The organism is Rhodoferax sp. GW821-FHT10B06, from assembly GCF_059415605.1.
In genome coordinates, this window is the sequence record NZ_JBWKNO010000006.1 from 1 (window position 1) to 24,026 (window position 24,026).

Consider the following 24,026-nt stretch of genomic DNA (forward strand, 5'->3'; position numbering starts at 1 on the left):
CGTTTTGATAAAACAGACTTCGTCTACATCGCCAAGCAGGACGCGTACCGTTGCCCAGCGGGTGAACAGGCGATCTACCGCTTCACCAGTGTCGAGAAGGCACTCAATGTCCATCTGTACTGGCCGAGCGCCTGTCCCAACTGCCCGCTCAAAGAGCAATGCACCACCAGCAGCTTTCGCCGAGTACGCCGCTGGGAACACGAAGACGTCTTGGAACGAATGCAGCAGCGATTGGACCGCAACCCCGACGCGATGACACTACGCCGGAGCACAGTGGAACATGTCTTCGGCACACTGAAGCACTGGATGGGCTGGACGCACTTCCTGACGAGGACCATCAAGCATGTGAGCACAGAGATGAGCCTGCATGTGGTGGCTTATAACTTCAAGCGGGTGCTGAGCATCCTGGGCATGGAAGGAATGATGAAGGCGATGAAGCTAGCGGGGGCATGAGGCCTTGCGGGCTTTATACGCCATCAAAAACGCGATTCTTGGCCCCTGCAAGCCACACCAGGTGCACCAGACGCACTTGGCGCGCTTTGTGGGATTGTGAGAAAGAAACCGGGTTTACGATGTCTGGGCCGAATCGCGAGAGCGATTGTTTAGCTGTTTTCACACAGCCTCGGCCGATAACCCCCCCTAATAGATAGAGGTGCCCATCCGCCTCACCCCTCCATCCGCAACCCCTTAGGCAGCGGAAACTTCACCGTCTCTTCAATCCCCTCCATCTTGCGCACCGCCACCGCCCCCAGCGCGCGGATGCGGTCGATGACCTGCTGCACCAGCACCTCGGGGGCAGAAGCGCCGGCAGTCAGGCCGACACGAGCCTTGCCTTCGAACCAGGCGGATTGCAGCTCTTCGGCGCTGTCCACCATGTAGGCGGGTGTGCCCAGCTTCTCGGCCAGCTCGCGCAGGCGGTTGCTGTTGGAACTGGTGGGGCTACCGACCACGATCACGATGTCCACCTGCGGGCTCATGATCTTGATGGCGTCTTGGCGGTTCTGCGTGGCGTAGCAGATGTCTTGCTGCTTGGGCTCGCGAATCAGCGGGAAGCGGGCCTTCACGGCGGCGGAGATCTCAGCCGCGTCGTCCACGCTCAGGGTGGTCTGCGTGACGACCGCTAACTTGGTGGTCTGGCTGGGCTGGACATTCGCCACGTCGGCCACGTCTTCCACCAGATGGATGCCGCTGTCGAGCTGGCCCATCGTGCCTTCGACCTCGGGGTGGCCCTTGTGGCCGATCATGATGAATTCATAGCCCTCTTTGGCCAGCTTGGCCACCTCGACGTGCACCTTGGTCACAAGCGGGCAGGTGGCGTCAAAAATCTGGAAGCCACGAGCCTTGGCCTCGCGCTGCACGGCCTGGCTCACGCCGTGGGCCGAGAACACCAGGGTGGCGCCGGGCGGCACGTCGTCCAGCTCTTCGATGAAGATGGCGCCGCGCGACTTCAGGTCGTTCACCACATAGGTGTTGTGCACGATCTCGTGGCGCACGTAGATGGGGCTGCCGAACTTGGCCAGCGCGCGGTCCACGATCTCGATGGCGCGGTCCACACCCGCGCAAAATCCACGCGGTTCGGCCAGGATGATTTCTTCTGCGGAACTCATAGCACACCAATCAGTTGTACTTCGAAGGTCACGGGCTGGCCGGCCAGCGGGTGGTTGAAGTCGAACAGCACGGCGTCCGGGCTGTCGGCATTGCCCACCTGCTGCACGGCACCAGCGTAGCTGCCCTGGCCGTCCGGTGTGGGGAACTGCACCACATCACCCACGTGGTACTGCTCCAGCGGGTCGCCCAGCTGGTTCAGCAGCTTGCGGGCCACCCACTGCTGCATATCGGGCTGGCGGTCGCCAAAGGCTTCACCGGCGGGAATATCGAACGAGGTGCGCGTGCCTTCCGGCAGGCCCAGCAGGCGCTGCTCCACGGCGGGCGACAGCTCGCCCGTGCCGAGAGACAGTGTGGCGGGCTTGTCGTTGAAGGTGTTGATGATGTCGCCCGTGGGGCCGCTCAGGCGGTAATGCAGGGTCAAAAAGGAACCGGGCTGAACCACGGGCAGAGAAGTAGAGGGCATAGGAGTCTCGGTAAACTGGGCTCTATTGTAAAAGTCCGCCATGCCGCTCAAAGACCTCCCCCCCGATGCCCGTCCGCGCGAAAAGCTTTTGGCGCGCGGCCCTGCCGCCTTGAGCGACGTGGAACTGCTGGCCCTGCTGCTGCGCACCGGCATCCAGGGCAAGGGGGTTTTGCAGATGGCGCACGAGCTGCTGCAAATTGCCAGCCCAGGCAGCATGGGTTTTGGCGGCATTGCAGGCCTGCTGAACGCAACCACTGACGACCTGAAGCGCGTCAAGGGCCTCGGGCCGGCCAAACGCGCCGAAATCAGCGCCGTGCTGGAGCTGGCGCGGCGTGCCATGGCCCAGCGGCTGCAGGAGCGGCCAGCCTTCAGCGATCCGGGCGCAGTCAAGCACTATCTGCAGCTACACCTGGCGGCCAAGGGGCACGAGGTGTTTGCCGTGCTGTTTCTGGACGCGCAAAACCGCCTGCTGGCGCTGGAGGAGCTGTTCCGTGGCACGCTGACACAGACCAGTGTCTATCCGCGCGAAGTGGTGGTCCGCGCCCTGCACCACCAGGCCGCCGCCGTGGTGCTGGCGCACAACCACCCCAGCGGCTCGGTCCAGCCCTCGCGCGCCGACGAGGCGCTGACGCAGACTTTGCGCGCCGCACTGGCCCTGGTGGACGTGCGGGTGCTGGACCACATCATTGTGGCGCCGGGCGAGGCCCTGTCCATGGCCGAAAAAGGACTGTTGTGATGAAGATCAGTTCACTACAAGACCTGAAGAAGATCCAGAAAGCCATTGCCGACGCGGCCGCGCTGCAAGCCGCGCAAAAGGCTGCCGAGCTGGAGGCCCAGCGCCGCAAAGCCGCCCAGAAGAATCTGTTTGTGAATGCCGCAGGTGCGGTACATCGCTTGCCGGAACAGCGCAAGGCGCTATTGAAAAAAGAGCAACCGCCGCCGCTGGCAATCCAGCTGCAGCGCGACGAGCAAGCGGTGCTGGTGGAGGCCATCAGCGACGGTTTTGATGCCAGCAACCTGCTGGAAACCGACGACACGCTGAGCTACCGCCGCCCCGGCATCGGCATCGACGTGCTGCAGCGCCTGCGCAAGGGTGAGTGGGCCATCCAGCGCCAGCTGGACCTGCACGGCCTGCGCAGCGACGAAGCGCGCGACACCCTCAGCGGCTTCATCCGCGAGGCCTACAAACAGGGCATACGCTGCGTGCGCGTGGTGCACGGCAAAGGATTGAGCTCGCCGGGCAAAACACCGGTGCTGAAGGCCAAGGTGCGCAACTGGCTGGTGCAGAAGAACGAAGTGCTGGCCTTTGTGCAGGCCCGGCCGATGGAAGGCGGCGCCGGCGCGCTGGTGGTGCTGCTGCAGCCCAGCCGTATTGGCCCGGCCTAAGAACCTATTTGCAATCTGCGATTTATAAAAAACAAGCCGCCAGCGCAGAATTTACCTGCGCCAGCGGCTATTTAAACCATAGCAAGCTCAGACCGAAATACCCACTGCCAGCGAGGCCGCGTAGCCGGCGCTGACGCTGCCGGTCACGGTGGCCATTTCGGTGGAGGTGCCGTCGCTGAACACGTTGTCGCTGGCAAAGCTGAAGCCAGCCAGATTGCTCGCGCTGCTGGAATAACCGGTGGAGGCATACACCGTGGTGCAGATGGCGGTTGGAAGCGCGATCTGCGAGGTCAACACCTGGTCGCCCGCCGGGTTGGTGATGGCCGCCGACAGGCTGGAATACACCTCGAAATGGATGTGCGGCATGCGCCCGGAATAGCAGCCGGGGAAGATGCTGGTGAAGGTCACGCTGCCGTTGCTGTCCGTCACCTGCAGGCCGCGCAGATAGTTCTCGCCGGTGATGCCGCTGGAGTACAGCGAGTACAGGCCGTCGCGGCTGCAGTGCCAGATGTAGATGGCATAGCCCGCCAGCGAGGCGCAGCTGGAATTGGTATTGCTCAACGTCAAGGTAATGGTCAGCGGCACGCCGGGCGCGGTGGTGGTGCTGCTGCCAAAGCTGGAGCGGATGTCGCTGCGGTTGATGCCGGACTGCGTCAGCACATTCACCGTGGTGCCGCTGAGCGTGTTGGTGCCGTCTGCCGGGTACGGGCCATTGGTTTCGCTGACGGTGTTGGTGCAGCTGCCGCTAGTGGTGGTGGTGGTAGTTGTTGTTGTGGTCGAAGTCGTGGAGCTGGTGCTGGAGCTGTCCGACGACGCCGTACTGCTGGAATCCCCCCCGCCACCGCCGCAGCCAGAAAAGCCCAACACGCCCAGCGGCGCCACACTACCCACGCCTAGCCAGCGCAGGGTCCGCCGGCGCTGTGCCAGCAAATTGTCGAGCATGGCCAAGTCCTGGGCCAAACCGTGGAGGTGTTCTTCATGCATGGGTTTTCTCCTGTAGTGGTGCTTATGGATTTGGTGGAGCCTGTGGAGCCTGTGCATCCAGCTGCACCGAGCGCAGCTGCAGGGTCTTGCCGTCAGATGCCAACAGGGCCTGCACGTCCACCTGCAGGCCGACCAGCGTGGCGGGGCTTTGGGAGAAATAGGTATTGCTGTCCCAGGTGGCGTTGACGTTGCCCAGGATGGTGCTCAGCACCATGCTGCTGGTGGCAGTCTGCACGCTGAGCACCTGGCCGCGGGTGTCCACCACCGCATTCGCTGGGATCGAGGTGCTGCACGTTACTTTGGTGGCGGTCACAGGCTGGCCGGGAGCCTGCAGCCGGCCTTCGACGTTCACGGTGACCTGGGCGGTCAGCGCTACGCTGCGGCAGTTGTTGTCTATCACCGACGCGGCAGCCTGCACGCTCACGCCGCGCAGGGTGAACTGCACGGTGCTGGGGGTCCAGTCAATGCCGCTGGTCACCCCCGTCAGCACGGTGACGGCGCCCTGGTCGTCATTGCCGCCCGAGCCCGTGCGGAGACTGGCCGCGCTGGCCACCAGGGTGTCGCCCACGCGCGTTACATCCAAACTCACAAACTGCCCCTGGGCCAGCGCGGACGTATCCACCGGCACATCGCTGGGCAGGTGCACCACGGCACCTTGCACCACCACAGTACGGGCGCTGGCGTTGTATTCTGTGGCCAGGCCGCTCAGACGCAGTGACTGGCCGCTGGTCAGGTCCAGCACATTGCTTTCCGAGCGCAACACGCGGACGGCCGGCACCGGAACGGTGGCCAGATCCGTAGCGTTGGCCCAGACCTGCACCACCTGGCCGTTAGCCAAGCCGCCGGGCAGGCTGCTGGACTGCACCAGGGTACCGGTGGCGCTGTTCAGGCGGAAGCTATTGCCCGACAGGGCTTGCACCACACCGCCCAGCTGCACCACGCTGGGCGTGCTGGACTGCTTGGCCAGCCGGGTCGCCACCAGCACATAGCTGGCGCTGCCGCCGTCCCAAACCCAGCAGCCGTACACGTCCACCGCGTCGCCCACGGCGATGTCGCTGGCCGCGCTGTAGCCATCCAGCACGGTGGCGGTGCTGCGAGTCGCATCGCTGCTGGTGCTGACCAGGCGCACGGTCTGGCCCAGCACCTGCAAGCGGCCATTGCTGTCCGGCACCGTGGTGACACTGCCCAGCAGTTGCGACACCACCTCGATGCTGAGCGCGGCGTTGCTGCCCTGGTATTGCAGCCGCACCCGCTGGCCCAGCTCGGCCGTGGTATTGACCAGGGCACCGCTGGCGTCGCGGCGCTGCACGGTGGCGCTGGTGTCGCTGTATTCCACGCCGTCCACGATCACGCTGCCAAAGCCGCTGACCGTGCCGCCGGCCTCACCGGTGCCACCGCTGCCCACACCGGCCACCGTGCCGCCGCCGCAGCTCTCCAGCAGCAGCGCCAGCAGCATGACGGCCAGACTGGCCAAAATGGCAGCCAGCCAACCCTGCCACTCCCGACTAGCGCCAGCAAAGCGGGCGGCGCCGTCGTTTGTATCCATCTGGATGCTGGTATCTGCTTTAGCCATGGTCGGGCGCGTCCTGCGGGCTGTTGTTCTTCGGGGGTGGGGGGGGCACAGGTGCCATGGGTGCGGTCAGGCAGAACATGCCCAACCGGATGCGCTGGTTACCGCCAGCGGGTTCGTCTTGTTCGCACAAAGGCACAGCCGCCTTGACCATGGCGGCCAGCACGTCGCGCCACAGGCTGTTGGCCAGTTGCTCCAGTTGCTGTACCGACTGCGGGCTGAGCCCGTCGGCAAACACGCTTTGCTCCAGAAAAGTCTTGCCGTCGCCCGCGCTGAGGTTGTGCACGCCAGCTTCGATATGGTCGGCCACGCTGCCGGCCAGCAGGCGGCGCGCCTCTTCCAGCGAGGTATTGGGTACAAAGGCCTGGCGCCGCAGGCACACTTGGCCATCAGATTCTTCGACCACATCCAGGCGCACCAGCTCCAGCAGCACGGAGCGCGGGTGGATGTCTTTGGATACGGAACGGGCCAGGCTTTCAAACGAGGCCAGGGCACCGGCAAACGGCAGCACGTCGGGCAGGTCGGAGGCCAGCCAGCGCGTCATCACCTGGCTGGCAGGCGTGGGCTTGCCCAGGCGGGCGCGCACATCGGCGGCGCGCTCGGTATGCGCGGCGGCCCGCACGTCCTTGCGGTGCAGGCCAGACAGCAGGCTGACCGCCGAGTCTGTCTGCTTGCCGCCTATGCGTGTCAGCTCGGTGCGCGCAGCCTCCAGGAACACCGGCTTCAGCGCGGCGGTCAGATCGGTATAACCGACCCCGGAACGCAGCAGCCACACTACCAACGGCTGCAGCATGGCGAGCACCTGCTCCAGCACGGGCTGGCCTGGCGTGGGTGGTGGAAGTTCTGACATGGCTGTATTGTAAATGGGAAATTTACCCACAACAACAAAAACCACGCTTGCCGCGGTCCGGCTCGGTATTTACTATGAATATCATAGCTACCAGCGCAGATTCTATCTGCGCCAGCAGCCTAAAAGACTGAGTATTTACACACTGGACATCATGCGTCCAAACCCAGGTAGTTCGCCAGTATCAGCGCCGCATCGTCGGTAAACAGGCCTTGCGCCAGTTGCTCGACCAACACTGTGGGGGGCAGCAGGGCGAAGCCTTGCACCTCACCGTCCTGGTTGGCCGGGGCCACGCCCTCGGCCAGGTTGCAGGCGTACCAATGGATGTGCTCCACCACATAGCCGGCGCCACCGCTGTCGGTGCTGGGGCGGCGGGTGGTGAGGCGACCACCAGGACGTAGGTCCAGCATATGCGGCGGTCGCAGGCCGGCCTCCTCCCAGGTTTCGCGCTCCAGCGCGGTGGGGACGGAGTCCGCCGCCGACACCATGCCGCCCACCAGGGTGTCCCAGCGGCCGGGGTCATTGGGTTTGCTGTCCGAACGCTGCTGCACCCAGACCCGGCCGTCCGGCGCGGCGCCCACCAGGTGCACGGCGCAGGTGGTGATGCCCAGGGCGCGCACCACGCCGCGCTCCACCGTGGCCACGACACGGCCATCGGCATCGGGCACGGCAAGTTGCTCGTCGCGCCAGACATGGGCCAGGCCGGCCTCGCGCAGCACGTGGGCCAGGTGTGCCAGGCTGTGCGTGGGCTCCCCCTGCAGCTGCCAACCCAGCTGACCGTATTGCTCTATTTTCAGGAGCACCTTGCGCAGGTAGGGTATGCGCTGCAGGTCGATTTTTGCCATGAACTCCGGCTCCACCGAGCCGATCTGTACCGCACCAGCCCACAGGGGCCAGCGCGGCCGCGCGGGCGGCTGGTCGGCCTCGGCGCGCAAGGTCTTCAACCAGTTCATAAGGTGAGGATGGTGCAGCCGGTGGTCTTGCGTGCCTCCAGGTCGCGGTGGGCTTGCTGTACCTGGTCCAGGGGATAGCGCTGGCCGATGTGGATCTGCACCTGGCCGCTTTGCACCACGGCAAACAAGTCATCGGCCATGGCCTGGGTGCTTTCGCGGGTGGCCATGTGGGTGAACAGCGTGGCACGGGTCAGGTACAGCGAGCCCTTGGCGCCCAGTATGCCGGGGGCAAACGGCGCCACCGGGCCGGACGCATTGCCGAACGAGGCCAGCAGGCCGAAGGGGCGCAGGCAGTCCAGCGATTTATCAAACGTGTCCTTGCCCACCGAGTCGTAGACCACCTTGACGCCTTGGCCGCCAGTGATCTCCTTGACCCGCGCCGCAAAGTCTTCTGCTGCGTAATTGATAGCATATGCCGCACCATTGGCAAGCGCCAACGCACATTTTTCTGCGGAACCTGCGGTGCCGATGAGCTGCAGGCCCATCGCCTTGGCCCACTGACACGCAATCAGGCCGACCCCGCCGGCAGCAGCGTGGAACAGCACGAAGTCGCCCGGCTGCAGGCCGCCCTGGGGCTGGGTCTTTTTCAGCAGGTACTGCGCCGTCAAGCCCTTGAGCATCATGGCCGCGCCGGTTTCGAAGGAGATGGCGTCGGGCAGCTTGCAGACGCAGGTAGCCGGCATGACGCGGCGCTCGCAGTAGCTGCCGGGCGGGTTGCTGGCGTAGGCGGCGCGGTCGCCTACCTGCAGGTGGGTGACGCCCTGCCCTACGGCCTCGACCACACCGGCGGCCTCCATGCCCAGCTGCACCGGCAAGCTCTGTGGGTACAAACCGCTGCGCTGGTAGACGTCGATGAAATTCAGGCCGATGGCGTGGTGGCGGATACGGATCTGGCCGGGGCCGGGCTCGCCCACCGGGATGGTGACCAGCTCCAGTTGTTCAGGGCCGCCATGCTGGCGGATTTGTACGGACAGGCTGCTAACAGACATAAAACACATTCCTCCAAAGGGTATGCCGCATGGTGCCATGAAAGCTTAGGTACAGTGCGCGCCATGCAACAAGGCCTGACGCTCCGTACCGCTCTTCTCCTGACCCTGGCCCCGCTGTTGTGGGCCGGCAATGCCGTCGTGGGGCGCATGGTGCATACCTTGGTGCCGCCCATCACGCTGAACTTCATCCGCTGGGTGCTGGCCTTTGCCATTCTGCTGCCGATGGCCGGCTGGGTGCTGCGGCGCGACAGCGGGCTGTGGCCACACTGGCGGCGGTTTGCGTTGCTGGGTCTGCTGGGCGTGGGCCTGTACAACGCGCTGCAGTACATGGCGCTGCAGACTTCCACGCCCATCAACGTAACCCTGGTGGGCGCCAGCCTGCCCATGTGCATGCTGGCCGTCGGGGCCCTGTTTTTTGGCGCCCGCGTGACACGCAGGCAGGTGCTGGGCGCGCTGCTGTCGCTGGCCGGCGTGCTGCTGGTGCTGTGCCGGGGCGAATGGCAGCAGTTGCTAGCGCTGCGCCTGGTGGCGGGCGACATTTTCATGCTGCTGGCCACCGTGTCCTGGTCGTTCTACAGCTGGCAACTCAGCCTGCCCAAAGACCCACCGGCCATACGCGCCGACTGGGCGGCGTTTTTGCTGGCACAGATCAGCTTCGGCCTGGTGTGGTCGGGCGCCATGACGGCAATGGAATGGGGTGTGGGCGCGGCCCCGGTGCAATGGGGCTGGCCGCTGGCCGCCGCCTTGGCCTATGTGGCGGTGGGTCCGGCGGTGTTGGCCTACCGCTGCTGGGGCGCCGGGCTGCAGCGGGTGGGGCCGAATGTGGCCGGCTTCTTCATCAATCTCACGCCGCTGTTTGCGACCCTGCTGTCGGCAGCCTTTCTGGGCGAGTGGCCGCATCTGTACCACGGGCTGGCGTTTGCGCTGATCGTGGGCGGTATCGTGGTGTCGTCGCGCCGTTGAACCATCGCAGAAAGGACGCTCAGGTCTTCCAGAGGTTGCCGGCGAAGCGGCTGCCAAAGCGCAGCTTGCTGCGGTCCCAGGGGGTGAAACGGGGAATCTGGAACGGGTCGGTGCCCGTACGGGCCGCGCCCCAGGTGGTAGACACGGCGGCGTCAAAGCCCAGTTCACGCACGATGTCCACGCTCTCGGGGATGTAGTCGGTGCCAGGTTTGCCATTCGGATAGGCAAACAGGCCCACGCGCTCTCCCAGCAAGTCCTGCAAAAACGCCCGGCTCTCGCCGATCTCGGCGCGCGCGGCATCGGCGCCCAGCTTGGCCAGAATGGGGTGGGTGCGGGTATGGGCGCCGATCTGCATGCCGGCCTGGCGCAACTCACGCACCTGCTGCGAGGTCATCATGAGGTCGTCGGGCGAACGCACCCCGGCGCAGGCAGCGATCTGCTCGGTCAAGGTCTTGCGCTGGGCCAGCGGCAGGTATTTGATCTGGCCGATGATGGCCTGGATGGCCTCGCGCTTTTGCAACGGGCTGCCTATGGTGTACTGGCCTAGATAGCCACTGCCGTCAGGCTTGGCCAGGGACGACAAATCCAGCTGTGCCTGGGTACACAGGCGCACGGATTCGATCACGGTGTCGTTCCACATGCGGCCGCCATCCAGGAAGTCGGTGGCGATGAAGAAGGTGGCCTGCAGGCCGTGGCGCGCCAGGATGGGCTGGGCCACGGTGCGGTTGTCGGCATAGCCGTCGTCAAAGGTGATGGCCACGGCCCGCTCGGGCAGGCTGCGGCTTTGCAACTGCTGGGCCGCCACATCCAGCGGCAGCACATTGCACCAGGATTTCATCCATTGGCAGATGGCATCAAAGGCCACGGCATCCACCTCGCCCGGAAAGATCGGGTCGGGCTCGGGCAGCACACGGTGGAAGATCAGCACCGACAGGCGGCCCCGCTCACCTGCGGGGGAAAGGTGTTTCAGTACCGTTTTAAACATGGATCACTTGGGTTTGACCAGCCGGGCCATGCCGGGGATGTTCTTCCAGCCCGGCACATAGGCCGGCTCGCGCAGCCAGCCCTTGGTTTGCACCCAGACCCGGGTCAGCACCACCAGCACCATCACGTTGTAAGGCAGGTCGAAATAGGCCAGGCTCAAGAAGGCCCCGCCCACGGCATAACCCAGCAAGCAGACCTGGCACATGGCACCCAGGTCCACGCACCAGGCCGCCTCGGGAATCTTGGTGCAATGGGTACGCAGCCAGCCGGCCGCACGCCAGGTCATCACCCAGATGGTCAGGAACATGAACAGACCGACGAATCCGTGGTTGCCCAGCACCTGAAAGTAAATGCTGTGGGCCGCATGGACGGCCTCCGGGTAAGGGGAATACTGCGCAAACAACTCAGGCCGGGCCGCATCAAAACCCACCCCCGTGGGATAGTGGAAAGCGATGTTCCAGGCATTCCACCAGGCAGAGATGCGGCCCATGGAAGATTCATCCTGCTCGTATTCGCCAATGGTGGACATGCGGCCCATCCATTCGCTGGGCATGAAGGCAATCAACAAGGGCGCTGCCAGCCCCAGCACCATGCCCACCACGAGTTTGTTCTTGCCGTTCCACCACATGAATGCAGCCATGGCACTGATGGCCAACAAGGCCCCCCGCGAATAGCTGCCGACGGCCGCCACGGCGCACAGCAATGACATGCCCGTCATGGCATGGCGGCCCCAGCGCGAATTGAGCTGCAGCTGCAAAAAGCGCAGCAACGGGATGGCCATCACCAGGGACAGAGCGAACTCATTGTTGTCTTCGATGAAGGAGCCCGGTGGCCCCCACACCCGAAAGTTGCCCCCTGTCAGCAAGGTGAACAAGCCACCCTTGGCGCCCAACAGGGCCAGCGAGCCCGCGCACACCCAGGCCAGGGCCAGAATATGCTTCTTGCTATGCAGCAGAACCAGCGCGACTAGGATCATCAGGTCCACCTTCATGACCTTGTTCCATTGCCAATAGTCGCCTGATGGGTCCAGGCCCAGCACGGTCGAGAGAGATATCCAGACCATGAACAACAAGAACACCACCACGACCGGCGCCTTGAATGGCGAAGCCCGATCCCGCGTCACCAGCAGGCCCAACACCGTAGCGCAAAAAGCCACCATGGCGACCGGCGCATCGTAGGCAAAACCATAGGTGTAGCGGTGCGGATTCATGATGCTCAGCCATGTCCACAACATCACGCCTATCCATGCCTGGCGCACAGCCGCGATGGCGCCCAGCAGCACCAGACCCACAATCAATATGTCACGCATGCTGGTCTCCTGTGGCCTTAAGCGGCGTGGCTCACGATATAGCGGAATTTGCCGGATTTTTCAGCGGGGATGGCGTCCACCAGGTCTACCTGCACCTCCACCCCTGCTCCTAGGCGGCGCTTGAAACCATCAACGATCTGCGCCGGAGCACCCGGCAGAAAACCTGGCCCAGCCACCAGCAGTACCCGGGTTTTTTCGCGCGACTCCTGCACCACCTTGAACGACTGGACGCCCGCGAGGTCGCGCAAAATATAGATCAGCGAAAGGCCATGCATCACAGTGCCGTCAGCGGCAATCACGAAGTCGGTGCTGCGCCCCTGGATCTCTTTCAACAAAGGCAGACCGCGGCCACAGCTGCAAGTGGCGGTGTCGAGCACGCCGATGTCACCCGTGCGATAGCGTATGAACGGGAAGTCCTGGGTCGCCAAATGGGTCACCACGATTTCACCTGCCACGCCGGGTGGCTGCACCTCACCAGCTTCGTTGATGATTTCCACCACCAGATCTTCGGTCGTGATGTGCATGCCGCCAGCCGGGCATTCATGGGCAATGAAACCCGCATCCCGACCACCATAGCCGTTCGCCACGGGGCAGGCAAAAGTCTGGCTGATGGTGGCGCGTTGGTCATCGTACAAACGCTCCGAGGTCACGAATGCCACCTTAATGCCCAAGTCATCCATGGCGATACCGCGCTTTTGCGCATGGCGGGCAATCAAGGTCAGCGCCGACGGGTAACCAAACAGCATTTTGGGCCGCGTGCTTCGAATGGTCGCAATGAAGCCGTCAAGCTTGCTCTCCGACATCTCAAATGCGGGCAGCAACTGGGTCCGCATCAAGGTATCGCGCACCAGCTTCACGCGGTCCTGCGTGCCCAGCTCAATCGGCGAACCCCACACCACGATTTCTGGATCGCCAATATCCACGCCCCACCAACGGGTCGCTCGCCACTTGGCGGCTACATCATGGCTTACGCGCTTGGTACCAATGAAAAACACCAAAGGCTCACCTGACGAGCCTCCGGTATTGAAACGGGTCAAGCCCTGGGCATCCACATGTCTGAGCGCATCGGTGTTGGCCTTGATGCTGGCTTTGGTAAGGAACGGTAATCCGGCAAGGTCTTTGACGGACGAAACCTTAGCCGGATCAAACCCGGTCGCCGCAAACAAGTCACGGTAGTAAGGCACGTTGACTGCAACCTCGGCCAAGAACGCACGCAATCTCTGCACCTGGTAATCCGCCAGCTGTGCAGAAGACCACCATTGGGCAGCTTCCATATGGCGGTGCACGGCAACGGTGGTGTGCTTTTTAAGCCGCTCTTGCAGCGGGAAAAGCACGTTGGAGATCAGCTTTGTGTACAGATCCATTTTTTGAATATTGCCAGGCAACAAAAATTAGCGGGAAGCGCTTATGGCACTCTTGTACTGGGCCGCCAGCAGAGGGCCGACCTGGCTCCAGGTATAGCGCTGCACCCTAGCCAGACCAGCGACATGCAGGCGTTCCCACAAGGGCGCCTCTTGCAGCAAGCGCAAACAGGCCTGTGCCATTGCGTCGGCATCTCCGGCGGGTACCAGCAGCGCCGTTTCCCCGTCCTCCACCATGTAGGGGACTCCGCCCACGCGCGTACTGACCACAGGCACACCACTAGCCATCGCCTCCAACAGGGAATTCGGCATGTTATCCGCAAGACTGGGATTCAACATGATATCGGCCTCGCGGTACAAGGCAGCCATGGCATCACGGTCTAAACGCCCCGTGAAATACACAGCATCATCCAGGCCCAAATCGGTCACGAGTTGCCGCAGTTCGGCTTCCTGTGGCCCACTCCCGGCAATAGTCAGGCGTGCTGCAGGCAAATGCGAGCGAACGCTATGAAATGCGCGTATCGCGGTAGCGTTGTCATACAAGGCTTCCAAATTTCGGGCTACCACCAGGTGCGCCGAGGCTCCCACGCGAGGGCCTCGCGAGTGAAAGCGTGCCAAATCAATGATGTTAGGCACGATCGTAGATGGCATGTGAAAGCGGGCAAATATTTCTTGCAGAAAAGCCGAGGGTACGAGCAGCAGCGCAGTAGCGGCCATGGAGGTGCGAACCATGAACTGTGCGTTTTTCAGAAACTCCGCTGCTTCACCGCCCCGGTAGTTCACCACCACCGGCACACCACGCAGGCGCCCCACCAAGATCGCGGGAGCCGCAAACAAATGCCAGGACCAACCTGAATTTGCCATGATATGCAACACATCGCTACGACCCGCCGCACGCCACAAAGCCCCAATATACGGAATCAACCGAAACAGCGCGCGGGCCCCAGGCAAACCTGCTGCCCACGCTGGACGGTACGGGGCATTGGTTTGGACCAAGGTCACCTCGGCTTGATCCGAACGCAGCAATTCAGCCAATTGCCGGGTTTGGTTGGCCATGCCGCCAGCGGGCGGCGGTAATGGTCCCACCAGCCCCACACGAATGCCAGCAAAGCTCATCCAGCCACGCGATCTGTTAGCGCAGCATAGGGGCCAGAATAATTCGCAATGCTCTTGGTCCAGTTGCGCTCAGTCTCGACAAACTTGCGGCCAGCAGCACGCAGTTGCGCCCAACGCTCGGGCTCTTGCAACAACTTGACGATAGCTTCGGCCAATGATTCAACGCTGCCGGCTTTGAACAGAACGCCCGTGACACCATGGCGGATAAGCTCCTTATGCCCCCCCACGTCGGATGCGACCAGCAAACGTCCCTGCGCCATGGCCTCCAAAGGCTTGAGAGGCGTTACCAGCTCGGTCAAGCGCATGGAATGGCGCGGATAGGCCAGCACATCCACAAGGTCGTAATAGCGCTGTACTTCAGTGTGCGGCACGCGACCGGTAAATACGATCTTGTCTTGCAAACCAAGTGCCTGGGCCTGGGCTTTCAAGGCCGCATCCTGCGGACCACCACCCACTAGCAGCACGCGAACCTGGGGCATTTTCTCCAGAATTGCAGGCAAAGCCGACAGCAAAACATCCAGCCCCTCATAGGCGTAGAAAGAGCCAATGAAACCCACGATGGTGCAACCCGCAAGACCCAGCTTGGCCTTCAAGGCATCATCAGGAACGCCGCCCACGTCAAAGGCGTCGATATCGACCGCATTTGGAATGACGGTTACTTTATTGGCCGCAATGCCCCGCGCCACAATGTCAGACCGCAGTCCTTCGCAGATGGTGAAGACATGGTTCGCCTGCTTGAGCGCCCGGGTTTCCAAGCTGCGCGTGAAGCGATAGCGCAAACTGCCCTCTTCCGTAGTACCGTGGTCCACGGCAGCATCCTCCCAGAAGGCACGTACCTCATACACCACTGGAATCCCCAAGCGCTTACCCACCCGCAGTGCCGGCAAGGCATTCAGAACAGGAGAATGGGCATGCAAGATATCCGGCCGCACCTGCTCGGCAACCTCTTGCAAACGGCGCTCTACATGGCGCATCAATGCCAACTCACCCAAGCCAGGCAAACGCATGACACTGGATTCCGGTGTGGGCGTCCGATAAAAATGCCAGCCATCCACCGTCTCCTCCAAGCCACTTTCGGCAGTGTGCTTCGGGGTGGTGAGATGGAAGGTTTCCCAGCCTAGTTTGCGCTGCTCCCGCAAAATGGACAGAGTTCGAAAGGTATAGCCGCTGTGCAGAGGGATGGAGTGGTCCAGTACATGCAATACGCGCGTCATACTGCCACGCCTTCAGCCTGCGCAGGCAGCGCAATATCACTCTGCATCACATTGCGCAAAAAAGCCTCAAACATCAACAGCGTCCACAAAGGGGCACTGTAATCACGGGCTCCAGAATCATGTGCATTGACCAGATGCTCCAGATATTCCCGGTTAAACCAACCAGTCTCCGCCAAGCGAGGCCCCAGCACCGCATCACGAACGCGCTGGCGCAAAGGCCCCCGGAACCAACGGGCCAAGGGCACGGAGAAACCCATCTTGGGACGGTACAAAATATCGTCCGACAAACGCGGCTCCATCGCCTTTTTAAGCAAGTACTTACCCTCTTGCCCTTTGATCTTGAGAGAAGAGGGCAAAGTTGCCATCCACTCAACCAGTTCATGGTCCAGCAAGGGTTCGCGCACCTCCAGCGAATGGGCCATGCTTGCACGATCCACCTTGGTGTTGATGTCACCCACCAAATAGGTTTTCAAATCCAAATACTGGATCAAGGCAAGAGGATCGTCGGTGTTCGCCTTTGCAGCGTGGTGATCAAACACCTCTTGGGCGTTGTAACCCGCAAGCTCACTCTTGAAGCGCTTACTGAACAGTTGCTCACGCATAGGGTCACGCAGTATCGAGACTGAATGGAAATAAGCCTCTACCGAACTGCGAGAAAGGCCTTCAAACGTAGTTTTGGCCCTGAAGATGCGAGGCGCCCAATCCGCCTTGGGATACAAGCGCCCTAATGTTTTGAACAAGGGTTGACGCAACGCCTGCGGCATGGAGGCGCGCATCTTTTCCTCCATCAAGTGCAAACGGTAACGCCGGTAACCACCAAAAGTCTCGTCCCCCCCGTCCCCCGACAACGCCACCGTCACATGCTTACGCGCCAACTCGCATACACGGTAGGTGGGAATAGCCGAGCTATCTGCAAATGGTTCGTCGTATAGACTGGCCAAGGTATCAATCAGATCGAAATCGTCGCTCTTCACCGTCTCTACACGATGGTTGGTCCGGTATCGGTCTGCCACGGTTTGCGCAAACGCTGACTCATTGAAAGCTGGATCATCAAAAGCGATGGAGCAGGTGTTGACTGGCTCGGCAGACAAATCAGCCATCTCCGCTACCACGGCGCTAGAGTCCACGCCCCCCGACAAGAATGCACCCAGCGGAACCTCGGCAATCATCCGCAAACGCACAGACTCTTTCAGCCGGACATCCAGCTCCGCACAAGCCTCTTCCACACTGATCTTGCTATCCAGACTAAAACGCACGTCCCAGTACTGCTCGGGTTCTGCCAAAGCTTGCCCTCTGCGCAAAGTCAACGTATGCGCTGGTGAAAGCTTTTTTGCCTGACGGAAAATGGTCCGCGGCTCGGCAACATAGCCTAAAGCAAAATACTCTTCTACGGCCAGCGGATCCATATCGCGCTTGAGACCACCATGGGCCAACAATGACTTGAGCTCGGAGCCAAACAGCAATGTGCCGTCGTCCAAATGGGCGTAATACAGGGGCTTGACCGCCAAACGATCCCGCGCCATGAAAAATGTCTGCTGGTTACGATCCCACAAAGCAAACGCAAACATACCGCGGAAGCGCTTGACGCAATCTTTGCCCCAAGCCTCCCAGGCATGAACAATCACCTCGGTATCGCTACGCGTACGAAATACATGGCCCAGGGCCTGAAGCTCGGGAATAAGCTGCTGGTAGTTGTATATCTCGCCGTTGAAGACCACCACAACAGAACCGTCTTCGTTGAAGAGGGGCTGCTGACCCGTAGCCAAGTCAATAATCGACAGACGCCTGTGCCCAAGACCCAAGCCGGGTTCCAGATAAAGATCACCCTCCACCGGTCCGCGATGGTGTTGCGATTCATTCATACGGTGAAGCACCGCGCGGTTGATATCTCGGCTGCCACGGGTATCAAAAATGCCAACGATTCCGCACATGGTATTTATTTTGTATTGAGAGGTGTTTGGACAGCAACCCTTGCCGCACCCAGGAGGCGATCGTACAAGCCTTGGTAGGTCGCAACCATGGCAGCCATGCTAAATTTTTCTTCGGCAAGCCGGCGCCCTGCTTGCCCCATACTCTTGCCCAATATAGGTGCCGTAGCAAGCTGCACCATACTGCGCGCCAGCGCCTCTGAATCACCAGAAGGCACGAGCAAACCGGTTTCCCCTTGCACAACCAAGTCAGCATTCCCGCCCACCTCCGTCGCAATCACAGGCAAACCGCTCGCCATCGCCTCCAAGATTGTGTTGGAAATACCCTCGGCTAGCGAAGGCAATACAAAACAATCCAGGCTGCGCATCAACTCCGCAATGTCCTGGCGCTCGCCAGGCAGCCAAGCAATATCGGATAAGCCGGCAGCATCCAAGACATCTTGACACTGCGCGCGCAACGGCCCGTCCCCCACCATAACCAGTCGCAAACGTGCTCTCAACTCTGGAGCGATTTCAATCGTTCGAACAAACGCTCTGGCCAAATTAAGCTGATCCTTTACCACCTGCATACGCCCGACAGTACCCACAATCCATTCACGTGGCTGCCGAAATGGAAAATCAACAGGTAAAGAATCCGAATTCGTCTCAAAAGGACGAAACTTGCCAGAATCAACGCCGTTGTATACCTGCGTGACACGCGAGCCAGAGATTTTGACTCTATCTATTAGATAGGCAGCCAAATCACGAGAAAGTGCCAAGTAGTGAGAAACGAATGGACTGTAAATTCGCCGAATCCATTGGTGCTTCTTACTCAAGCCCGCTAAATCCTCTTGATCACGACCATGCTCACCATGAACACGAACACGCACGCCTGCAAAAAATGCCGGGACTACCACTTCAAGGGCTGCCAAGTTCCGAGTGTGAACAATCGCCGGGCGTAAGGCTCGAAACAATTTGAATAAACGTGGATACAACCAAATCGCATGCCCTGGCGTTTTATGCAAGGCAATAAATTCCACATCAGATTGCACAATACGGTGGCGAAAATCGGTAACGTCCGTTAAAGCCAAGATAACATGGCGATAAACCGATACAGGCATTTTATTAATCAAATTAACAACGCCATTCTCTAGGCCACCTGTATCAAAACGGTACATTACATGTACCACAACTGGACGTGAATCAACTATAGACGCCACAACTTATAACCGGCAGCCTGTATAGCATCACCATCAAAGGCCGCCTTAACGTCGATAAAGGCTCCACCCTTAACAAGTTTTTTGGAGAAATCCTCGACAGAAAGCGCTGCATACTCTTTGTGTGCAACTGCCGCAACAATAGCATCAGCCCGTGGCAAATCATCCCACTTGGACAAATGCACACCATATTCATGCACAGCCTCCTCTACATCGGCTTGAGGATCTGTAACAAATATTTCAACACCGTAGGAACGCAACTCTCTAATAATATCGATCACCTTAGAGTTTCGCAAATCACCACAATTTTCTTTAAATGTCAAACCCAAAATATTAACTTTAGCACCCTTAATATAACTACCAGAAGCAATCATATTTTTGATTGTTTGCTCAGCAATGAATTTCCCCATACTGTCATTGATACGACGACCGGCCAAAATAACTTCGGGCTGGTACCCCAACATGGCGGCCTTATGGGTTAAATAATAGGGATCCACACCAATACAATGCCCACCCACTAACCCGGGACTAAATTTTAGAAAATTCCACTTGGTACCAGCGGCAGCCAAAACCTCCGAAGTATCGATGCCTATTTTGTCAAAAATAATAGCCAACTCATTCATCAGTGCAATATTCAAATCTCTCTGTGTATTTTCAATAACTTTCGCCGCCTCGGCAGCCTTAATAGACGATGCACGATGCACACCAGGCACAATAATAGTTTCGTACAGCCGAGCAACTTTTTCAAGGGTTTCGGGTCCGTCGCCAGATACCACTTTTAAAATCTTAGTCAGCGTATGCTCTTTGTCACCGGGGTTAATTCGTTCAGGTGAATAACCCACAAAAAAATCTTGCTTCCACTTCATTCCCGATTCGCGCTCAAGCACAGGAATGCAAACCTCCTCTGTTGCACCGGGATAAACGGTCGATTCGTATACAACGATCGCACCTTTTTTCATGTTTCGGCCAACACTAGTACTGGAACCAATTAATGGCTTGAAATCCGGTATATGCGCGTCATCAACAGGTGTAGGCACTGCAACAACAATAATATCGGCCTCACCTAACATTTTAGGATCGGCGGTATATACCGCATGAGGAGATGCTCGCATTTCCTCATCAGACAGTTCCCGAGAAGGATCTATACCGCGATTGCAAGACTCCACTTTAGGTAAAGATATATCAAATCCAATCGTTCGGAAATGCTTACCGAACTCAATGACTAATGGGAGCCCGACATAACCCAAACCAATTACAGCAACAACACTCATAAATCACTCCATTTATCAATATTAAATAAATACATCAATTATTTTTAATTTTGTAAAGAATAGACTTCAACCCAACATAATTATCCAAAAAAAATCCATTCAACACATCATCAGCATTGACACCTTCAACAATTCTTGTACTCAAGATAACTACAGCCGAACCATCCCCATGCCCTAAAATTTTTTGAAACGCACTATAAACTATAGCAATGTAATCATTGTTCGTAACAAAACCATTAATCCAATAAAATTGCCAAACAGCAAGCCGCACCTCCCCCTCTGGAAAACCGACGCCTCGAAGCACTGTGGTACGTATTGGGATAGATTGCGAATCTATTTCAAGAGACTGTACACCCGAGGCAACTTTTGACCAATGCGGATCTGCACTAGTTACCAGTACATTGTCCGAAGAAATCATCTTGTGGCCATAACTTTGCCCGACATAATATCCCAAAAAAGTATCAACAGTTTTACCGTTTTTTTTAAAACTTCTAGAAAAATTAAGTGCAGTATTTTTGTACGACGGCAAAAAATTAGAGTGAGTTTCCTGCCTGGATACCCAATTAAATTTAACATCCGAAAAGCTAGCCAAACCCTTTAAATTATATGGAGCAACATTATCTATAGCAGCCTTCAGCAAGAGGGGGCAGGTTAACAGAAAAATAATTGCAGCAAAAATACCAACGAATTCAGCAAACATATTCGGTTGCAATCTCGTCGCAATTGCATTAGAACGCGGATAAAACTCAATAGATGCTTCCGACCATCGTGCCCCTACCCAAAACATCACTGCAATAACAAATCCAAAAAAAAGCCAGCCATAAATAATATGATCCACACCAGTAGCAATTTTATTCGCGGATAAATGCCCTAAAATAACAATAAGATATGCACGAATCCAATTCGCAAAAATAGGCACAGCAACGGATATCAAAAGAAAAATAAATCTTCGATAAATAGATTTATAGTTTAAATAAGCGAATAATGCACCAACGGTCACCGATGCAATTAAATATCGAATTCCACTGCATGCTTCCACGACTGACCAATTCCCGGAGGGAATAACAAATTGCAATCCCTCGCGATATACGGGAACACCACTAAATCGCAACGCAATCACAGTAAAGTCCGCCGTCCATTCCATCAATTGAGGAAAAAGAAACTCCCCCAATGGAACAGCAAAAAATAAAAAACAGAGTGGAAATAAGATAATTCTAAATATCGTGTAGCCGAACAATGCAGGAACAAGCAACACAATGGATGCCATCGCCATCAGTTGAGTCACAGAATTCACCGCAACTACATCACCCAAAATCCATGCAGTAATAACAAAAAATAATGGGATCAGAAACCAAAAATTAGGCCGAGGAACTTCAACAGCAATGACTTTACGCTTCCGCCAAATTAACCACAAAGAAATTGGTGGCACAACAAAGCCGTGAGCAAATGTTTCGGAACGGGACCATATAGCTAGCATTCCGGAAAAGCTATTTTTAAAAACAATGAAGTCAATAAAAACAAGAAGCATCAACGAAATTAATGCATTTCGCCAAATCTGCGAAGAGTACATCTTGACGCTATTCATGGAGTAAATGAAAGGTTGGCTCATCAAGATACTGATCGATTTGGGATAAATGGGCCGTCCAACTATATTTTTCCTGAACCTTGCAACGAGCGGCCTCACCCACTGAATGAGAAAGATCCACGGAGTTCAATAATTTATTAATTTGATAAAAGAACTCATCAGAACTCTCCGCAGAAAGCAGATCCGTTTCTGACTCAACGGCCATACTATTAACACAGATTGTCGACGCAACAACAGGACAACCCATAGCCATCGCTTCTAAAATTTTATTTTGAATACCGCGTGCGATTCTTAAAGGCGCCACTACAACCGAAGCAAACTTCAAGTAAGGCCTAACGTCCGCAACCGTACCAGTCACTACTACAGAGTCCGATGCCAATGCTAAAACCTGGGTACTAGGGTTTCTGCCTACTATATAAAAGTATAGATTTTTACGTACACGCTGTAATTTAGGAAAAATTTCGTTAACAAACCAAACTACCGCATCAATGTTTGGCCAATAATCCATTGCACCAGTAAAGACCAAGAACCGAGAATCTGGCCCGAAACTCCCCGTCTCAAATGGAGATGAACATGAAAAATCTGAAGAAAAATATTCCGAATCGACCCCGTTATTAATAGTCGAAATTTTATCAATACACTCTGGAGCTAGATCTTTAAAAAGCGAGGACTCATTATCGGTCACAAAAAAAGATTGTCTTGAGCGAGTAGCAACAAATCGCTCATACTGGAGTAATTTGGTAGCTTCTCGACGATAAACCAAAGACATTGGGAAAATATGCTTCAACGCATATTCAGACCATTTCAAAGAATCCACATCCACAAAATCTACCAATATATCTATATCATTTACATGATCCACATACTGAGACATCGCAGAAGAAAAGATGATTATCTTATCAATCTTCTTTTTTAAAAGAAGATCTCCAACCCACTCCCGAAGAGAAGTATTAAAATAATAACTCAACGTTAACGGCGAATCATGAAAAATTCCGAATACACTTTTAAATTTAGATTTAAAAGAATTTATTTCCAAAAATAATGAATCGACACAAAATTTCTTAACCTCCGGAATATATACTACATCAAGTGGGTCATCAATAAATGCTCCCAAATATATATTATGACGAAGCGACAGATATTTTAATAAATGAAAAGATCGAACCTTATCTCCTTTATTGGGAGGAAAAGGTATTCGATGCACAAGGTAAAGTATATTACTCAAGACATCAGCCCAAATTTCTAACAATAAATGGACCGATAAAATTAGCAGCACCGATAGGAAGCTTCCGCCAGGCAGCAATCAGTAACCTGTATTTTGAATTCAATGGATTATTTTGTGGAACCGAGTCTCGATTCAGCAAGCGATACTCATAGGCCAACGGCGTAGCTTCAAAACCCCAATTCCTTTTAAAGAAAAATGAACCTGTACCTATCTTACTTCGACCAAAGTCAAATATCTTATTTCCACGCAAACAAGATCTACGCAACAACTCCCAATACTTGAAATCATTTGCCGCGAGATCTCGTGCCTTTTCATTATCACCCGCATAATAAGGCAAAACTTCATCTCGAAAATAAAAGCTAAAAACACTACTAACGGGATTGCCAGCGTCATCTACCACCGTTAAGATTTCACAAGCCCCTTCAAACTGTTTGAGTAATGCATCAAAATATTTTTTTGACATAGGTGGTGTACCATGCCTATGAACATTATCTGCATATAAGCTAAAAAACCTGTCTGACTTAGTATCAAGTTGACTAGTCAGATTATTTTTTATACCCTTTCTAACCATTGCCCGTTGCTTACGCGGAATTTCAAGTAGATTACCTTCGACATCAGGCAATATTTTCTTTCGAAAAGTAACATAGATATCCTGAGATGGCCAATCAGAATGGCGAGGATAGATATTTTTAAACTCTACGTAATCAACACCAATTTTTTGAGAAATCTTGTATGCCTCATCCTCCAGTAAAATAGCGGCATCAGTATTTTCAAAAGCCACCCCAGCATAAACGGCAAAAGGCAAGCTCGTTAAAGATTTTCCAAACAAAAAGCTATTTACATGCGCAAGGGGAAGCACCGCAACAATCAAATCATCGATTTCCGCATACAAGTAATATGTTTGATGCTGAAAAACGTCATTTATAATATTTTGCCATCCTGATCGATGGAAAAAAGTTGCGTTTTGACATTTTTCGACAAAAACATCCCACGCATTTTCAGTAAACACATCACCTCGAACAAGTTTTTTTATACTTATCGAAGGCGTAGAAATATCTATCATCTAATTTATTT

At 56.6% G+C, this 24,026-nt stretch carries 22 protein-coding genes; 4 read left to right on the plus strand and 18 right to left on the minus strand.

Features of this window, described 5'->3' with window-relative positions:
- On the plus strand, positions 1-453 hold a 453-nt coding region (locus AC07O2_RS11260), incomplete at its 5' end, for a transposase (RefSeq protein ID WP_495075829.1).
- 212 nt (positions 454-665) lie between these two features.
- Here AC07O2_RS11260 and ispH read toward each other — a convergent pair.
- Entirely contained in the window at positions 666-1,607 is a 942-nt protein-coding gene (ispH, locus tag AC07O2_RS11265; protein WP_495075830.1) for a 4-hydroxy-3-methylbut-2-enyl diphosphate reductase, read from the minus strand.
- A complete protein-coding gene (locus AC07O2_RS11270; protein ID WP_495075831.1) occupies positions 1,604-2,071 on the minus strand; it encodes an FKBP-type peptidyl-prolyl cis-trans isomerase in 468 nt (155 codons plus the stop codon). The genes ispH and AC07O2_RS11270 overlap by 4 nt, the downstream gene beginning before the upstream one ends.
- Positions 2,072-2,111: 40 nt before the next feature.
- Here AC07O2_RS11270 and radC point away from each other — a divergent pair, with 40 nt between their 5' ends.
- Positions 2,112-2,807, plus strand: coding sequence for a RadC family protein (gene radC, locus AC07O2_RS11275; RefSeq protein ID WP_495075832.1), 696 nt, complete (start codon positions 2,112-2,114; stop codon positions 2,805-2,807).
- Positions 2,807-3,457, plus strand: coding sequence for a Smr/MutS family protein (locus AC07O2_RS11280; RefSeq protein WP_495075833.1), 651 nt, complete (start codon positions 2,807-2,809; stop codon positions 3,455-3,457). Before radC ends, AC07O2_RS11280 begins: the two co-directional genes overlap by 1 nt.
- An 87-nt stretch (positions 3,458-3,544) precedes the next feature.
- Here the strand turns inward: AC07O2_RS11280 and AC07O2_RS11285 are convergent, their stop codons facing one another.
- The 5 genes from AC07O2_RS11285 to AC07O2_RS11305 form a co-directional block, all read right to left on the minus strand.
- Positions 3,545-4,441 carry a dioxygenase family protein gene (locus AC07O2_RS11285; RefSeq protein ID WP_495075834.1) on the minus strand — a complete coding sequence of 299 codons (897 nt, stop codon included), beginning with the start codon at positions 4,439-4,441 and terminating at the stop codon, positions 3,545-3,547.
- A 22-nt stretch (positions 4,442-4,463) separates the two neighbouring features.
- On the minus strand, positions 4,464-6,014 hold the full coding sequence (locus AC07O2_RS11290) for a hypothetical protein (RefSeq protein WP_495075835.1): 1,551 nt from the start codon (positions 6,012-6,014) through the stop codon (positions 4,464-4,466).
- Positions 6,007-6,861: a DUF6502 family protein gene (locus tag AC07O2_RS11295; RefSeq protein WP_495075836.1), complete on the minus strand. Its 855-nt coding sequence runs from the start codon at positions 6,859-6,861 to the stop codon at positions 6,007-6,009. The genes AC07O2_RS11290 and AC07O2_RS11295 overlap by 8 nt, the downstream gene beginning before the upstream one ends.
- Positions 6,862-7,010: 149 nt before the next feature.
- Positions 7,011-7,811: an NUDIX hydrolase gene (locus AC07O2_RS11300; RefSeq protein ID WP_495075837.1), complete on the minus strand. Its 801-nt coding sequence runs from the start codon at positions 7,809-7,811 to the stop codon at positions 7,011-7,013.
- Complete coding sequence (locus AC07O2_RS11305) at positions 7,808-8,800, minus strand: quinone oxidoreductase family protein (RefSeq protein WP_495075838.1); 993 nt, start codon at positions 8,798-8,800, stop codon at positions 7,808-7,810. Before AC07O2_RS11305 ends, AC07O2_RS11300 begins: the two co-directional genes overlap by 4 nt.
- A gap of 63 nt (positions 8,801-8,863) precedes the next feature.
- Between AC07O2_RS11305 and AC07O2_RS11310 the strand changes: the two genes are divergently transcribed.
- A complete protein-coding gene (locus AC07O2_RS11310) occupies positions 8,864-9,763 on the plus strand; it encodes a DMT family transporter (protein ID WP_495075839.1) in 900 nt (299 codons plus the stop codon).
- A gap of 19 nt (positions 9,764-9,782) precedes the next feature.
- Here AC07O2_RS11310 and AC07O2_RS11315 read toward each other — a convergent pair whose 3' ends face one another.
- The 11 genes from AC07O2_RS11315 to AC07O2_RS11365 are packed head-to-tail and all read right to left on the minus strand — an operon-like array spanning position 9,783 to position 24,015.
- The gene (locus tag AC07O2_RS11315) at positions 9,783-10,748 is read right to left on the minus strand and encodes a polysaccharide deacetylase family protein (protein ID WP_495075840.1); all 966 of its coding nucleotides are present in this window, start codon (positions 10,746-10,748) and stop codon (positions 9,783-9,785) included.
- A 3-nt stretch (positions 10,749-10,751) separates the two neighbouring features.
- On the minus strand, positions 10,752-12,056 hold the full coding sequence (locus AC07O2_RS11320; protein ID WP_495075841.1) for a putative O-glycosylation ligase, exosortase A system-associated: 1,305 nt from the start codon (positions 12,054-12,056) through the stop codon (positions 10,752-10,754).
- A gap of 17 nt (positions 12,057-12,073) precedes the next feature.
- Positions 12,074-13,420, minus strand: coding sequence for a phenylacetate--CoA ligase family protein (locus tag AC07O2_RS11325; protein ID WP_495075842.1), 1,347 nt, complete (start codon positions 13,418-13,420; stop codon positions 12,074-12,076).
- Positions 13,421-13,447: 27 nt separating this feature from the next.
- Complete coding sequence (locus AC07O2_RS11330) at positions 13,448-14,533, minus strand: glycosyltransferase family 4 protein (RefSeq protein WP_495075843.1); 1,086 nt, start codon at positions 14,531-14,533, stop codon at positions 13,448-13,450.
- Positions 14,530-15,747: a TIGR04063 family PEP-CTERM/XrtA system glycosyltransferase gene (locus tag AC07O2_RS11335; protein WP_495075844.1), complete on the minus strand. Its 1,218-nt coding sequence runs from the start codon at positions 15,745-15,747 to the stop codon at positions 14,530-14,532. Before AC07O2_RS11335 ends, AC07O2_RS11330 begins: the two co-directional genes overlap by 4 nt.
- Positions 15,744-17,678 carry an XrtA/PEP-CTERM system amidotransferase gene (locus tag AC07O2_RS11340; RefSeq protein ID WP_495075845.1) on the minus strand — a complete coding sequence of 645 codons (1,935 nt, stop codon included), beginning with the start codon at positions 17,676-17,678 and terminating at the stop codon, positions 15,744-15,746. The genes AC07O2_RS11335 and AC07O2_RS11340 overlap by 4 nt, the downstream gene beginning before the upstream one ends.
- 5 nt (positions 17,679-17,683) lie before the next feature.
- Complete coding sequence (locus AC07O2_RS11345) at positions 17,684-18,874, minus strand: TIGR03088 family PEP-CTERM/XrtA system glycosyltransferase (RefSeq protein ID WP_495075846.1); 1,191 nt, start codon at positions 18,872-18,874, stop codon at positions 17,684-17,686.
- Positions 18,862-20,142: a nucleotide sugar dehydrogenase gene (locus tag AC07O2_RS11350; RefSeq protein WP_495075847.1), complete on the minus strand. Its 1,281-nt coding sequence runs from the start codon at positions 20,140-20,142 to the stop codon at positions 18,862-18,864. Before AC07O2_RS11350 ends, AC07O2_RS11345 begins: the two co-directional genes overlap by 13 nt.
- A 34-nt stretch (positions 20,143-20,176) precedes the next feature.
- Complete coding sequence (xrtA, locus tag AC07O2_RS11355) at positions 20,177-21,727, minus strand: exosortase A (protein WP_495075848.1); 1,551 nt, start codon at positions 21,725-21,727, stop codon at positions 20,177-20,179.
- Positions 21,720-22,952, minus strand: a complete 1,233-nt coding sequence (locus AC07O2_RS11360) for a TIGR03087 family PEP-CTERM/XrtA system glycosyltransferase (protein WP_495075849.1) — start codon at positions 22,950-22,952, stop codon at positions 21,720-21,722. Before AC07O2_RS11360 ends, xrtA begins: the two co-directional genes overlap by 8 nt.
- A gap of 4 nt (positions 22,953-22,956) precedes the next feature.
- On the minus strand, positions 22,957-24,015 hold the full coding sequence (locus AC07O2_RS11365; RefSeq protein WP_495075850.1) for a FemAB family XrtA/PEP-CTERM system-associated protein: 1,059 nt from the start codon (positions 24,013-24,015) through the stop codon (positions 22,957-22,959).
- Positions 24,016-24,026: the final 11 nt, after the last annotated feature.